Origin of the sequence: Streptomyces wedmorensis, from assembly GCF_000716445.1 — a bacterium.
In the GTDB taxonomy this organism is placed as follows: domain Bacteria; phylum Actinomycetota; class Actinomycetes; order Streptomycetales; family Streptomycetaceae; genus Streptomyces; species Streptomyces wedmorensis.
In genome coordinates, this window is the sequence record NZ_JNWK01000001.1 from 100,766 (window position 1) to 114,303 (window position 13,538).

The window sequence follows — 13,538 nt, forward strand, 5'->3', positions numbered from 1 at the left end:
CGCGGCGTTCATGAGGGACACTGCTTCCGTGCGTGGACATCTGCCGGACGAGAACCCAGGTTTCGTGGGGCGCCGCACGGAACTGGAGCGAATATCCGTCGCGTTGGCGGAGAACCGCCTCGTCACCGTGACCGGCGTCGGGGGAGTGGGCAAGACCCGGCTCGCGCTGCGCGCGGCGCACCGCGCCGCCGAGCGGTACCCCGACGGGGCGTGGTGGACCGACCTGACACAACTCGACGGCGACCGGCTCCTCGTCGCGCTCGTCGCCGATTCCGTCGACCTCGCGGACCACACACCGGGCATGGCGACCACCGGGCTCTGCCGGCGCCTCGCCGACGACCGGCTGCTGCTCGTCCTCGACTCCTGTGAGCACCTGGCCGAGCCGTGTGGCCGGCTCGTCGCCGAACTGCTCGCCGCCGCACCGGGCCTCACCGTCCTCGCGACCAGCCGCCGCCCCCTCGGTGTCGAGGGCGAGCACGTCATCACCCTCGATCCGCTGCCGCCCGCCGGCCAGGACGCCCTCGAACTGCTCCGCAGGGCCGCGGGCGAGGACTTCCCCGCGGTGGGACCGGCCGGCGAGATCTGCGTACGCCTCGAAGGCATTCCGCTCGCGCTGGAACTGGCCGCCGCCCAGATCCGCCTCCAGGGCGCCGAGGCAGTCCGGGACCAGCTCGGCAGCCGGTTCGACGCCCCGCCCGGGACCCGCTTCGACCTGCTCGCCCACACGGAGCGGGTGTGGCCGAGCCGCCACCGGACACTGCGCGCCGCGATCGGCTGGAGCCACGAGCTGAGCGCCCCGCTGGAACGGCTCCTGTGGGCCCGGCTCTCCGTGTTCCGCGGCCCGTTCGACCTCGCCTCGGCGACCGCGGTGTGCGTCGGCGGCCCCCTGAACCGCGCCACTCTCCCCGGCGCCCTCGACGGGCTCGTCCGCGCCTCCGTGGTCCGCGCGGCCGACGCGGCCGGACGGCACCGGATGCTCGACACGATCCGCGAGTACGGGGCGACCTGGCTCGACCGCACCGGCGAGACGGCGACGGTCGCCGAGCGGCACGCCGCCCACTTCAGGGGCCTGGCCCGCCGGGCGGAGGCCGAGTGGCACGGCGCCCGACAGCTGCGCTGGTACCGCACGGTCGACGCCCACCACACCGACCTGCGCACCGCCCTCGACCGCCTGCTCCGCACCGACCCCGACGCCGCCCTCGACCTCGTCGGCTCCGTCGCCTTCGCCTGGTCCTGCCGCGGCCGCCTCAGGGAGGCCCGCGACGGCCTCGAACAGGCACTCCTCCTCAGCGACGTCCGCGGCCGCGTCCGTGCCCGAGCGCTCTGGGCGCTCGGCGTCACCCTCGTCCTCCAGGGCGAGTTCGGCCCCGCCCAGGAGGTGAGCGAACGCTGCGCCCGCGAGGCGCGGTACGCGGAGTCCGTCGAGCACGCGGGGTACGCCGAGGAGGTGGGGTACGGCGAGCACGCGGGGCCGGTCGAGCACGGGGTGTACGCCGATCCGTCGGGGGCCGCCGAGCGCACGGGTCACGGCGCGTACGCGGAGGCCGTCGCGCACGCGGGGCACGCCGCAGCGCGAGGGACCGGGAGCCGGCGGGACCGGCCCGGCGACCTCACCCTCGACGCCGCCGCGCTCGCCGGGCTCCTCGCCCTGACGACCGGCCGCCCGATGGCCGCGTACGTCGTCGTGGGCCATGTCCTCGACGCGGCGCGGGGCGGCCCGGCCGACTCCGCCGCCCGGCTGCGCTGTCATCTCGTGCGGGTCTTCGCCCTCACCGGCCTCGGCCGGCTCGACGAGGCACGGGAACGGGCGCTCGCCCTGCGGGCCCGCTGTCAGGCGCTCGACGAGCACTGGACCCGCACCGCCCTGGAGTACCAGCTCGCCCTCACCGGCCTCCTGGAGGGCGACCCGGCCGCCGCGTCCGGGCACGCCCGCGCCATGCTCGAAGGCACCCGCAGCCTCGGCGCGAGCCTCGGCGTCGCCCTCGGCCTCGACGTCCTCGCCACCGCCCTCGCGGCGGCGGGCGACGGCGAGCGCGCGGCCGACGTGTCCGGCACCGGCGAGGCCTACTGGCGCTCCACCGGCCAGCCCCGGCGCGGCCTGCCCGGCCTGCGGGCCCTGCACGAGAAGTACACGGACACCGTCCGCGCCTCCATCGGCGAACCCGCCTACGAGGAGATCTTCGTCCGCGCCCTCACCGGCCTCCCGCAGGACGGCCTGGACCGAGCCCTGCGCGGCCCCCGGCACGGCTGACGGCCCGGACCCCGCCCGGGGTGCCGGGCCCCCGGCCGCGGCGCACCATGAAGGCATGGACGGATCCCTCACCGGTCTGGGCGACATCAGCGCGCCGGGACGCGTGGCGGGCCCCGAGGAGGGCATCAGCGAGCACGAGCTCGCCCTCGCCGCCCGCAACCACGGCCTCCCGCTCGAGGCGCTGCGCTACGACGTCACGCCGCCCGGGCTGCACTACGTCCTGGTCCACTACGACATCCCCGCCACCGACGCGGACGGCTGGCGCCTCACGATCGGCGGCCGGGTGCTCCGGCCGCTCTCCCTCGGCCTGGACGCGCTCCGCGCCCTGCCCGCCGTCACCCGGCGGGTGACCCTGGAATGCGCGGGGAACGGCCGGGCCAGGCTCACGCCCCGGCCCGTCAGCCAGCCCTGGATCGTCGAGGCCGTCGGCACCGCCGACTGGACCGGCGTCCCGCTGACCGCCCTCCTCGCGGAGGCCGGGATCGCCGAGGACGCCGCCGAGGCGGTGTTCACCGGCGCCGACCACGGCGTGGAGCGCGGCGTCGAGCAGGACTACCGGCGCGGCCTGCCCCTCACGACGGCCGCCGACCCGGCCCGTGACGTCCTCGTCGCGTACGCGATGAACGGCGCGCCCCTGCCCCCGCAGCACGGCAGCCCCCTCCGGCTCGTCGTCCCCGGCTGGTACGGCATGGCCCACGTGAAGTGGCTGCACGACATCACGCTCACCGACACCCCGTACACCGGCTTCCAGCAGAGCGTCGCCTACCGCCTGCGCCAGGAGGCGACCGACCCGGGGGAGCCCGTCACCGTCATCGCGCCGCGGGCCCTGATGGTGCCGCCCGGCTTTCCCGACTTCATGTCCCGCACCCGCGTGGTCCGCCCCGGGCCCGTCGCGCTGACCGGTCGGGCCTGGTCGGGCCACGGCCCGGTCACCCGCGTCGAGGTCAGCGAGGACGGCGGGGCGGCCTGGGCCGAGGCCGCGCTCACCCCCGACCCCTCACACCCCTGGGCCTGGTCCGCCTGGCACACCACCTGGACCGCGACGCCGGGCCTCCGCCACCTCACCGTCCGCGCCACCGACACCGACGGCAACGTCCAGCCGCTCACCGCGCCCTGGAACCGCGGCGGCTTCGCCAACAACCTCGTCCAGCGCGTCGAGGTGCTGTGCACCCCGGAGGCGTCCGCCACCGGATGACACCGGCGCACCTGCCGGGGTCCTGCGCCGCACGATCGTGGCGCACTCAGCGGGTGCGCCGCCGGGCGACCGCGGCGCACCCGCCGGCGTCCGCCGCCGGACGACCTCCGCACACTCCCGCGCGTGAGCCGCCCAGGAGGTGCCGCCCCGGCGGTGCCGTGCGGGCGGGACGCGTACGCGGCCTCGGGGTGCCGCGCAGCAGGGACGCCTCCACCACCCGTTCGGGCGGCGCGTAGAGTCGACCTGGGCGCTTGCCGTACATCCCGGTGCGGACGCCCGTACATCCCGTACACCCCGGTCCGCCGCCGACCGAACCCTGACGAGGAGACCTCCGTGACCGACCCGGCGTCCACCGCCCTCCAGCAGCAGATCGCCCGGGACCTCCAGGTGTCCGACAGCTTCGACCCGGCCGCCGAGATCGAGCGCCGGGTGGCCTTCCTCACCGAGCGGCTGACCTCCACGGGGCTGCGGTCCCTCGTGCTCGGCATCAGCGGCGGCGTCGACTCCACGACGGCCGGCCGGCTGTGCCAGCTCGCCGTGGAGCGGGCCCGCACCGCCGGCCACGAGGCCACCTTCTACGCGATGCGCCTGCCGTACGGCGTCCAGGCCGACGAGAAGGACGCGCAGACCGCGCTCGGCTTCATCCGCGCCGACCAGGTCCTCACCGTGGACGTGAAGGCGTCGAGCGACGCGGCCCTCGAGGCCTGCCTCGCCGGCGGGGTGACCTTCCGCGACGCCCACCACCAGGACTTCGTCCAGGGCAACATCAAGGCACGCCAGCGGATGATCGCCCAGTACGCGGTCGCCGGCGCCCACGACGGGCTCGTCGTCGGCACCGACCACGCCGCCGAGGCCGTCTCCGGCTTCTTCACCAAGTTCGGCGACGGCGCCGCCGACGTCGTCCCGCTCACCGGCCTGACCAAGCGGCGCGTCCGCGCGATCGCCGACGAGCTGGGCGCCCCGGCCGAGCTGGTGTGGAAGACCCCCACCGCCGACCTGGAGACCCTCGACCCGGGCAAGGCCGACGAGGACGCCCTCGGCGTCACCTACGACGACATCGACGACTTCCTGGAGGGCAAGCCGGTCGCGGAGGACGCCTACGCCACGATCGTCCGCCGCTACGAGCTCACCGAGCACAAGCGACAGCTGCCGATCGCCCCCTGAGCGGTCCGTGGTCCTTCGGCGGATCCTGGAAGGGGGCCTCGCGGGAGTCCCCCGGAAGGGAGTCCGTCATGTTCGGCGAGACCTCGGCATTCAGCGGCTTCTCGGTCGACGACCTGGACGCGGCCCGGCGGTTCTACGGCGAGACCCTCGGCCTGAAGGTGGAGGAGCGCGGCGAGGGCGAGATGCGCGTGCTCGGCCTGACCCTGGCCGGCGGGGCCCCGGTCTTCGTCTACCCCAAGGAGGACCACACCCCCGCCACGTTCACCATCCTCAACTTCGCGGTCGACGACATCGACCGGGCCGTCGACGAGCTCACCGACCGCGGCGTCACCATGGAGCGCTACCCCGGCTTCGAGGCCGACGCGAAGGGGATCGTACGGAACGCCGGCGGCGGCCCGGAGATCGCCTGGTTCAAGGACCCGGCGGGCAACGTCCTCTCCGTCCTGCACGGCGACATGTGACCCACCGCGACCTGGCCCCCGCCCCCGCTGCCGGAGGCGGGGCGGCCACCGTCAAACCGCTGCCCCGACCGTGCCCGTCCGGCGGGCGCGCGGTCCCCGGGTCCGCCCCGGCCCTCCCCCCCCCGGCGACCCGACCGTGCCCGCCCGGTCGGCGCGGGGTTCCCCGGACCGCCGAGGCCCGCCCCCGAACGGCCCGGCCGGGCGTGCGCGGTGACGGCGAGCCGTCTCGAATGGGAGGGTGACCGCGCCGCCCGACGACTGCCTCGCCCGCAACGAGTGGATCTGCGGGGCCTACGTCTCGACGCGGAGCGAGATCCTCGCCGACGCGGTCGTCCAGCACCTGCAACTGGCCGGGGCCTCGGTGGCCATCGGACTGCTGCTCGCACTGCCCCTCGCCGTCGCCGCGCGCCGCTGGCGCTGGGCGGCGGGGCCCGTGCTCGCGATCACCACCGTCCTGTACACGATCCCCGCGCTGGCGATGTTCTCGCTGCTCCTGCCCGCGTACGGGCTGTCCGCCGCCCTCGTCGTCGCGGGGCTCGTCCTGTACTCGCTGACCCTGCTCGTCCGGAACATCCTCGCCGGGCTCCGGGCCGTGCCGGAGGAGACCCGGCAGGCCGCGCGCGGCCTCGGATACGGCCCGATCCGGCTGCTCCTCACCGTCGAACTGCCGCTGGCCGTGCCCGCCGCGATGGCCGGGCTGCGGATGGCCACCGTCTCCGCGGTCTCCCTGGTCACCATCGGCGCGATCGTCGGCCACGGCGGCCTGGGGAACCTCATCCACGCCGGGATGAACACCTACTTCAAGGCGCAGGTCCTCACCGCGTCCGCGCTGTGCGTCGTCATCGCCGTCGTCGCCGACCTGCTGCTCCTCGGTGTCCAGCGGCTGCTGACCCCGTGGACCCGGGGGCAGGCCTCGTGACGACCCTCGCCGACGCCTGGTCCTGGCTGACCACCGCCGCGAACTGGTCGGGGGAGAACGGCGTCCGGCACCGGCTCGCCGAGCACGTCTTCCTCACCGTCGTCTGCCTGGCGCTCAGTTGCCTGATCGCCCTGCCCGTCGGCCTCGTCCTGGGCCATCTAGGGAAGGGCGGCGCGCTCGCCGTGAACCTCGCGAACGCCGGCCGGGCCGTCCCCACCTTCGCCGTCCTCGTCCTGCTCCTGCTGAGCCCGCTCGGCCCGTACGGGCCGTGGCCGACGGTCATCGCCCTCGTCCTGTTCGCCGTGCCACCGCTGCTGACCAACGCGTACGTGGGCATGCGCGGCGTCGACGCCGACGTCGTACGGGCCGCCCGGGGCATGGGGATGACCGGCGGCCAGACCCTCCTCCGGGTCGAACTCCCGCTGGCGCTTCCGCTGATCCTCACCGGGGTGCGGATCGCCGCCGTCCAGCTGGTGGCCACCGCCACCGTGGCCGCGCTCGCCGGCGGCGGAGGCCTGGGGCGGATCATCACCGCCGGGTTCAACCTGGCCTCGACCCCGCAGGTCGTCGCCGGGGCCTGTCTGGTCGCGGTCCTCGCGCTCGTCGTCGAAGGGGTCTTCGAGGCGGTCGGGCGTCTCGCCCCCGCCGGGGCGCGGGGGCGCGGGGCGTGAGGGCGGCCCGCGGGACCGTCGTCGCCGTCTGCCTCCTGGCGCTCGCCGGAGCCGCGGGCGGCTGTGCGGAGGGCCCCTCCCTCGAGGACCGCGACGCGGTCACCTCACCGCCCGGCGACAGCCGGGACCTGACCGTCGGATCGGCCGGGTTCACCGAGAGCGACCTCCTCGCGGAGATGTACGCGCTGCTGCTCCAGGAGGCCGGCTACCGCACGAAGCTCCTGTCCGTCACCAACCGGGAGCTGTACGAACCGGCCCTGGAGAACGGTCAGATCGACGTCGTGCCGGAGTACGCGGCCACCTTCGCCGACTGGCTGAACGCCAAGGCCAACGGGCCGGACGCGCCGACCGTCGGCTCACCCGACCTGACCGCCACCATGAGCGCCCTGCGGGCTCTCGCGGGTCCGCGCGGGCTCGCCGTCCTCGACCCCGGCCGCGCCGTCGACCAGAACGCCTTCGCCGTCACCGCCGCCTACGCCGCCGAGCACCGCCTGACGACGCTCAGCGACCTCGGCGCCGCCCGGCTCCCCGTCCGCCTCGCGGCCGGCGACGAGTGCGTGCGGCGGCCGTACTGCGCCCCCGGCCTGAAGGAGGTCTACGGCATCGACGTGACCGCGGTCGATCCCAAGGGCGTCGGGACCACGCAGTCGAAGCAGGCCGTCCGGAGCGGTGAGGACCAGCTGGTGCTCACCACCACCACCGACGCCATGCTGGACGACTTCGGACTCGTCCTGCTCGCCGACGACAAGCGCCTCCAGAACGCCGACTTCGTGGTCCCGGTGGTCAACCGCGCCCGCGCCGGGAGCGCGGGCGTCACGGCCGCCCTCGGCCGCCTCAACACGGTGCTGACCACGGCCGACCTGGCCGGCCTCAACGAGCGGGTGGACAGCTGGCGGCGGCTGCCGGAGGACGTGGCCCGTGACTACCTCGTCGGCAAGGGACTCCTGCCGCGGTGACGGCCGCCGTCTCCCGGGGAACGGCCCCGCCGTGTGATCCACTGTCCTCGCGGGGGCGTACCGAACAGGAGCAGGCACAGCGTGACCACCTACCGGCAGCCGGGACTCGTCCTCACCGACCACCGTTTCCCCGTCCCCCTCGACCACTCCCGCCCGGACGGCGAGCGGATCGAGGTCTACGGCCGCGAGGTCGTCGCGAGCGGGCGGGACGCGAAGGACCGTGAGCGGCTGCCCTGGCTGGTGTACCTGGAGGGCGGGCCCGGCTTCGGCGCCCGCCGCTTCATCGGCCCGCAGGCCTGGCTCGGCCGTGCCGTCCGAGAGTTCCGCGTCCTCCTGCTCGACCAGCGCGGCACCGGCCGCTCCACCCCCGCCAACCGTCAGACCCTGCCGCTCCGCGGCACCCCTGCCGAGCAGGCCGACTACCTCGCCCACTTCCGCGCCGACTCCATCGTCAAGGACTGCGAGCTGATCCGCCGCCGGCTCACCGGCGGGGCGCCGTGGACCGTCCTCGGCCAGAGCTTCGGCGGCTTCTGCGCCACCCACTACCTCTCCACCGCGCCCGAGGGCCTGGACACCGTCCTCGTCACCGGCGGCCTGCCGTCCCTCGACGCCACCGCGGACGAGGTGTACCGCGCCGCCTACCCGCGTGTCCGCCGCAAGAACGAGGCCCACTTCGCCCGCTACCCGCAGGACGAGGGACGGGCCCGCGCGATCGTCACCCACCTCCTGGACCGCGAGGTCACCCTCCCGGGCGGCGGCCTCCTCACCGCCGAGGCCTTCCAGTCGCTCGGCATCCTCCTGGGCTCCGGCGACGGCACCCACCAGCTCCATCTGCTCCTGGAGGGCGCCTTCGTCCCCACCGCGGACGGCCCCGCGCTCGCCGACGCCTTCCTGGAGCAGGTCCAGGCGCACCTCTCGTACGCGGGCCACCCGCTCTACGCCGTCCTCCACGAGGCCATCTACGCCCAGGGCCGGGGGCCCACCGGCTGGGCCGCCGAGCGCGTCCGCGCGGAGTACCCCGAGTTCGACGCCCGGACGGCTCTCGACACGGGCGCGCCGGTCCTCTTCACCGGCGAGACGGTCCACCCCTGGCACTTCACCACCGACCCCGCGCTGCGCCCGCTGCGCGAGACCGCCGAACGGCTCGCCGAGCGCGACGACTGGACGCCGCTGTACGACCCGGAGCGCCTCGCCGCCAACGAGGTCCCGGTCGCCGCCGCCGTCTACCACGACGACATGTACGTGGACACGGCCCACTCCCTGGCCACCGCCCGGGCCGTGCGAGGCCTGCGGACCTGGGTCACCGACGAGTTCGAGCACGACGGGGTGCGGGCCGGCGGCCCGCGCGTCCTCGACCGGCTCCTCTCACTGGCACGCGACGAGGCCTGACCGCCCGGAAGGCCCATGGCCCGGCCGTCCGGGACGGGTCCGACCGCCCCGGACGGCCCCGCCCGCCGGAGCGCGCCCCGCCCGCCGTCCCGGGCGCGCTCCGGCCGTCCCGGCCGCCGTCGGTAGTGCCGGCCTCCGTCGGCGCTGCCGCGCAAAAGTCCAAGCGGTGACCACCCGATGCACATGGTGCGGCGACGACGGATGCCGATAGAAATCGGGTCCCGACCCCGCGAGGGGAGCACGCGAGCAGAGGACCCGAACATGAACACCCACGTCAGCGCGGAGATCGCAAGCCAGCCGGACTGCTGGCGCCGCGCCGCCGAGATCGCGGCCCATGACGGGGACCGGCTGCCGGCCCGGGGCGAGCGCGTGGCGGTCGTCGGCTGCGGCACCTCGTACTTCATCGCCCGCGCCTACGCCGCCCTGCGCGAGTCACTGGGTGCGGGGGAGACCGACGCCTTCCCCGCCTCCGACCCGACCCCGCTGGGCCGCGGTTACGACCGGATCGTCGCCCTCACCCGTTCCGGCACGACCACGGAGGTCGTGGACCTGCTGGCGGCGGCGGCCGGCCGCGTCCCGGCCCTCGTCCTCACCGGGACGCCCGACAGCCCCGCCGGGCGGCTCGCCGACCGGGTCGTCGACCTCGGCTTCGCCGACGAACGCTCCGTCGTCCAGACCCGGTTCGCCACCGCGGCGCTCCAACTCCTGCGCGCGGGGCTCGGGGTGGACCTCGGACCGGCGATCGCCGACGCCGAACTCGTCCTGTACGAGCGGCTGCCCGCGGCCTGGGAGCGGCGCGGGCAGTTCACCTTCCTCGGCACCGGGTGGACCGTGGGGCTCGCCGACGACGCCGCCCTCAAGCTCCGCGAAGTGGCCCGCGCCTGGACGGAGTCGTACGCGGCGATGGAGTACCGGCACGGTCCGATCAGCATCAGCGACCGGGCCAGCCTCGTCTGGTGTCTCGGCCCCGCGCCTTCGGGGCTGCGGGACGAAGTGGAGTCCACGGGAGCCCTGTTCGCCGCCGACGCCATCGATCCGGTCGCCGCGCTGGTCCGCGCCCAGCGGCTCGCCGTGGCCCTCGCCTCCCGGCGCGGCCTCAACCCCGACCGTCCGCGGCACGTCTCGCGGTCGGTGATCCTTTCCGGGTCGTTCCGCCCGACGGCCGCGGAGGCGGCCCGTATCCTGCGGTCATGATCGACACCCATGCCACGGACCTCCTGGAGATGCCCGGCGACTGGCAGCGTGCCCTCGCCGTGGTCGCCCACCCCGACGACCTGGAGTACGGCTGCGCGGCGGCCGTCGCCGACTGGACGGACGCGGGGAAGGAGGTCGTGTACGTCCTCGCCACCCGGGGCGAGGCCGGCATCGACTCGCTCGCCCCCGACGTCTGCGGTCCGCTGCGCGAGCGGGAGCAGCGGGACAGCGCCGCCGTCGTCGGCGTGGACCGGGTCGAGTTCCTCGACCACCGGGACGGCGTGATCGAGTACGGGCTCGGGCTGCGCCGTGACATCGCGGCCGCGATCCGCCGCCACCGCCCGGAGCTGGTCCTCACCCTCAACCACCGCGACACCTGGGGCGGCGGCCCCGGCGCCCCCTGGAACACCCCTGATCACCTGGCCGTCGGCCGCGCCACCCTGGACGCGGCCGCGGACGCCGGCAACCGCTGGATCTTCCCCGAGCTGACCGAACGGGGCCTGGAGCCCTGGAACGGGGTGCGCTGGGTGGCGGTGGCCGCTTCCAGCACCCCGACCCACGCCGTCGACGCCACCCCGGGCCTGGACCGCGCGATCCGCTCGCTGCTCTGCCACCGCGCGTACATCGAGGCCCTGACGGACCAGGACCCGGAGGAGTACGTCCGCTCGTTCCTCACCGCGGCGACCGGGCGCGCGTCGGACCGCTTCGGCGGCCGTCCGGCGGTGACGTTCGAGCTGTTCGCCCGCTGACGCCCGTCCCGCGCCGGGACGGAGGGCCGTCGACACGGAACGGGCCGCCGGCGCGGGGAGGGCCGCGGGGCCGTCAGCCCATCGGTGCGGGCTTCAGGACCGCGAAGGTCGCGCCGAAGGGGTCGGCGAGCCAGGCGATCCGGCCGACGTCGGGGATGTCGGCCGCGGGCATGAGGACCGAGCCGCCGTTGCCCTGGGCCGACCGGGTGATCGCGTCGGCGTCCTGGACCGCGAAGTACGGCACCCAGTGCGACTTGTCGCCCTGGCGTTCCGCGGCGCCCCCGAAGGAGGCGTCCTCCTGGTCTCCCTCGGCCGTGGAGATCACCCGGTACGTCATGCCGGGCGCCTCCATATCCGCCCACCGCCAGCCGAACAGGGTGCGGTAGAAGCCGAGGACGGACTCCGGGTCGGCGACGTGCAGTTCGGCCCAGACGAGGGTGTTGGTGGACGAGGTCCGCTCCAGGCCCTTGACGGCCGCCGGCTGCCAGACGGCGAACTCGGCGCCGTCCGGGTCGGTGAGGCAGGCCATGCGGCCCGCGTCCATGACGTCGAAGGCCGGGACGCGCACGGTGCCGCCGGCGTCCGCGGCGGCCTTCTGGGTGGCGTCGGCGTCCGGGGTCTGGAAGTACACCGTCCAGGCGCTGTGGGCGCCCTCCTCGGTGAGCGGACCGAGGGCGCCGACGGTCTTCCCGTCCTGTCGGAAGAAGCCGTAGCCGCCGGCGTCGGGGCCCGCCGACTGGAACTCCCAGCCGAAGACGGCGCCGTAGAAGGCGGCGGCCGCTTCGGTGTCGGGGCTGCCGAGGTCGATCCAGTTGGGGGATCCCGTGGTGAACTGCGTACCGAGCATGGGAGGTGTTCCGTCCTTCCGTCGTCGCCGGCCGAATGTGGCCACCTTGACCGATCCTCGTCGTTACGCCAGGAGCGCGCAGCCGCAGTCGCGGGGGTTCATCCGGTCGGCCGACCGGCCGCCTTCTCCTCGAGGTCGGCGAACAGCAGGTCCGCGTTGACGGCGACGCCCGCCCGGTAGCCCCGGCTGACGGCGTTGACCACCTGTTCGTGGGGACCCGTCACGTTCCCGGCCGCCCACACGCCGGGCACGCTCGTGCGGCCGGTCTCGTCGACCGCGACGAACTCCCCGAACGGCGTCGTCCGCAGCTCCGCGCCCAGCCGGCGCAGGACGCCGTCCCGGGGCGCGAGGCGCGCCGCCGCGGCGAAGACCACGGAGCGGGCGACGATCCGTCCGTCGGTCATCCGCACGCCGGTCAGCTCGTCGCCTTCCACGACGAGTCCGGCCACCTCGCCCCGGACGACCTCCACTCCGGCCGCGTCGAGCAGCGCCGCGTCCCGCGCGGACGGCTCGGCGGCCGTGTGCAGGAAGAGGGTCACGTCCTTCGACCAGTGCGAGACCACCAGGGCCTGGTGGGCGGGCATCGACGGGTGCGCGATCACGCCGAAGGGCCGGTCGCGGACCTCCCAGCCGTGGCAGTACGGGCAGTGCAGCACGTCCCGCCCCCACCGGCCGGCCAGTCCCTCGATCTCCGGCAGGTCCTCGTCGACGAGGCCGGTCGTGATCACGAGGCGCCGGGCGGCGACCGCGGTCCCGTCCGCCAGCTCCACGGTGAAGCCGTCCCGTCCGTCGGCCGTCGCGCCGGTCACCCGGCCGGCCCGCCACTCCACCCCGTAGGCGGCGATCTCCGCCCGCCCCGCCGCGAGGAACTCGGCCGGGCTCGTCCCGTCCCGGGACAGGACGCCCTGCATGTGGGCGGCGGGTGCGTTGCGCGGCTCGCCGGCGTCGACCACCAGGGTCCGGCGTCGCGACCGGCCGAGGATCAGCGCGGCGCTGAGCCCGGCCGCGCCGCCCCCGACCACCACCGCGTCGTAGGTCTCGTCGATGTCGTTCGTGTGTGTGTCCATGGACCGAGAGTCGGCCAGGTCGCTCCGGTACGGCAACTAATCTTGCCGTTTCTGCAAGACTGGCGGCATGACCGAAGACGACCGCATCGACGCCGTGCTGAACGAGGTGGGTCCGCGGCTCCGCCGGGTCCGCCGCGACCGGGGCGTGACCCTGGCCGAGCTGTCCGCCGCGACCGGCATCTCCGTGAGCACCCTCTCCCGGCTGGAGTCCGGGCAGCGCAGACCCAGCCTGGAGCTGCTGCTGCCGCTCGCCCGCGCCCATCAGGTGCCGCTCGACGAGCTGGTCGGCGCCCCGGCGGTGGGCGACCCCCGGGTCAAGGCGAAGCCCATCGTGCGGCACGGCCGCACGATGTACCCGCTGACCCGGCAGCCCGGCGGACTCCAGGCGTACAAGGTGATCCAGGAGAAGCCGTACGAGGCCCCCGAGCCCCGGGTCCACGAGGGGTACGAATGGGTGTACGTGCTCTCCGGGCGGCTCCGGCTGGTCCTGGGCGAGCACGACGTCGTCCTGACCGCCGGGGAGGCGGCCGAGTTCGACACGCGGGTGCCCCACTGGTTCGGGCCGACGCCCGACGGGCCGGTGGAGTTCCTGAGCCTGTTCGGCCCGCAGGGGGAGCGCATGCACGTCAGGGCGCGCCCGAAGAAGTCCGGCTGAGCCGTTCCCACCGAGGCAAG

At 75.2% G+C, this 13,538-nt stretch carries 13 protein-coding genes; 11 read left to right on the plus strand and 2 right to left on the minus strand.

Annotated features, from left to right (window positions below):
• The first annotated feature begins 28 nt into the window (after positions 1–28).
• The 10 genes from OO54_RS00420 (at position 29) to OO54_RS00465 (ending at position 10,949) form a co-directional block, all read left to right on the plus strand.
• Positions 29–2,251, plus strand: coding sequence for an ATP-binding protein (locus OO54_RS00420; RefSeq protein WP_037944136.1), 2,223 nt, complete (start codon positions 29–31; stop codon positions 2,249–2,251).
• 55 nt (positions 2,252–2,306) lie between these two features.
• Complete coding sequence (locus OO54_RS00425; protein ID WP_033200850.1) at positions 2,307–3,446, plus strand: sulfite oxidase; 1,140 nt, start codon at positions 2,307–2,309, stop codon at positions 3,444–3,446.
• Between the two features lie 333 nt (positions 3,447–3,779).
• Positions 3,780–4,610, plus strand: coding sequence for an ammonia-dependent NAD(+) synthetase (gene nadE, locus OO54_RS00430; protein ID WP_033200851.1), 831 nt, complete (start codon positions 3,780–3,782; stop codon positions 4,608–4,610).
• Positions 4,611–4,678: 68 nt separating this feature from the next.
• Positions 4,679–5,071: a VOC family protein gene (locus tag OO54_RS00435; protein ID WP_033200852.1), complete on the plus strand. Its 393-nt coding sequence runs from the start codon at positions 4,679–4,681 to the stop codon at positions 5,069–5,071.
• 238 nt (positions 5,072–5,309) lie between these two features.
• Positions 5,310–5,990: an ABC transporter permease gene (locus OO54_RS00440; RefSeq protein ID WP_033200853.1), complete on the plus strand. Its 681-nt coding sequence runs from the start codon at positions 5,310–5,312 to the stop codon at positions 5,988–5,990.
• On the plus strand, positions 5,987–6,661 hold the full coding sequence (locus OO54_RS00445; RefSeq protein ID WP_033200994.1) for an ABC transporter permease: 675 nt from the start codon (positions 5,987–5,989) through the stop codon (positions 6,659–6,661). Before OO54_RS00440 ends, OO54_RS00445 begins: the two co-directional genes overlap by 4 nt.
• Positions 6,658–7,617, plus strand: coding sequence for an ABC transporter substrate-binding protein (locus OO54_RS00450; RefSeq protein ID WP_033200854.1), 960 nt, complete (start codon positions 6,658–6,660; stop codon positions 7,615–7,617). Before OO54_RS00445 ends, OO54_RS00450 begins: the two co-directional genes overlap by 4 nt.
• Positions 7,618–7,698: 81 nt before the next feature.
• A complete protein-coding gene (locus OO54_RS00455) occupies positions 7,699–9,006 on the plus strand; it encodes an alpha/beta fold hydrolase (RefSeq protein WP_033200855.1) in 1,308 nt (435 codons plus the stop codon).
• Between the two features lie 261 nt (positions 9,007–9,267).
• Positions 9,268–10,200, plus strand: coding sequence for an SIS domain-containing protein (locus OO54_RS00460; protein WP_033200856.1), 933 nt, complete (start codon positions 9,268–9,270; stop codon positions 10,198–10,200).
• Complete coding sequence (locus OO54_RS00465) at positions 10,197–10,949, plus strand: PIG-L deacetylase family protein (protein WP_033200857.1); 753 nt, start codon at positions 10,197–10,199, stop codon at positions 10,947–10,949. The genes OO54_RS00460 and OO54_RS00465 overlap by 4 nt, the downstream gene beginning before the upstream one ends.
• A 73-nt stretch (positions 10,950–11,022) precedes the next feature.
• On the opposite strand, the gene OO54_RS00470 is transcribed toward OO54_RS00465, so the two are convergent.
• Positions 11,023–11,796, minus strand: a complete 774-nt coding sequence (locus OO54_RS00470; RefSeq protein WP_033200858.1) for a VOC family protein — start codon at positions 11,794–11,796, stop codon at positions 11,023–11,025.
• A gap of 98 nt (positions 11,797–11,894) precedes the next feature.
• Complete coding sequence (locus tag OO54_RS00475; protein ID WP_033200859.1) at positions 11,895–12,863, minus strand: NAD(P)/FAD-dependent oxidoreductase; 969 nt, start codon at positions 12,861–12,863, stop codon at positions 11,895–11,897.
• A 67-nt stretch (positions 12,864–12,930) separates the two neighbouring features.
• On the opposite strand from OO54_RS00475, the gene OO54_RS00480 reads away from it, so the two are divergent.
• Positions 12,931–13,518, plus strand: a complete 588-nt coding sequence (locus OO54_RS00480; protein WP_033200860.1) for a helix-turn-helix domain-containing protein — start codon at positions 12,931–12,933, stop codon at positions 13,516–13,518.
• Positions 13,519–13,538 lie beyond the last annotated feature (20 nt).

Bases quoted from the DNA above. Each gene is read 5' to 3' on its own strand.
- OO54_RS00425 (WP_033200850.1), top strand. From the start codon at position 2,307: ATGGACGGATCCCTCACCGGTCTGGGCGACATCAGCGCGCCGGGACGC.
- OO54_RS00480 (WP_033200860.1), top strand. From the start codon at position 12,931: ATGACCGAAGACGACCGCATCGACGCCGTGCTGAACGAGGTGGGTCCG.
- OO54_RS00460 (WP_033200856.1), top strand. From the start codon at position 9,268: ATGAACACCCACGTCAGCGCGGAGATCGCAAGCCAGCCGGACTGCTGG.
- OO54_RS00435 (WP_033200852.1), top strand. From the start codon at position 4,679: ATGTTCGGCGAGACCTCGGCATTCAGCGGCTTCTCGGTCGACGACCTG.
- OO54_RS00475 (WP_033200859.1), bottom strand. From the start codon at position 12,863: ATGGACACACACACGAACGACATCGACGAGACCTACGACGCGGTGGTG.
- OO54_RS00470 (WP_033200858.1), bottom strand. From the start codon at position 11,796: ATGCTCGGTACGCAGTTCACCACGGGATCCCCCAACTGGATCGACCTC.
- OO54_RS00465 (WP_033200857.1), top strand. From the start codon at position 10,197: ATGATCGACACCCATGCCACGGACCTCCTGGAGATGCCCGGCGACTGG.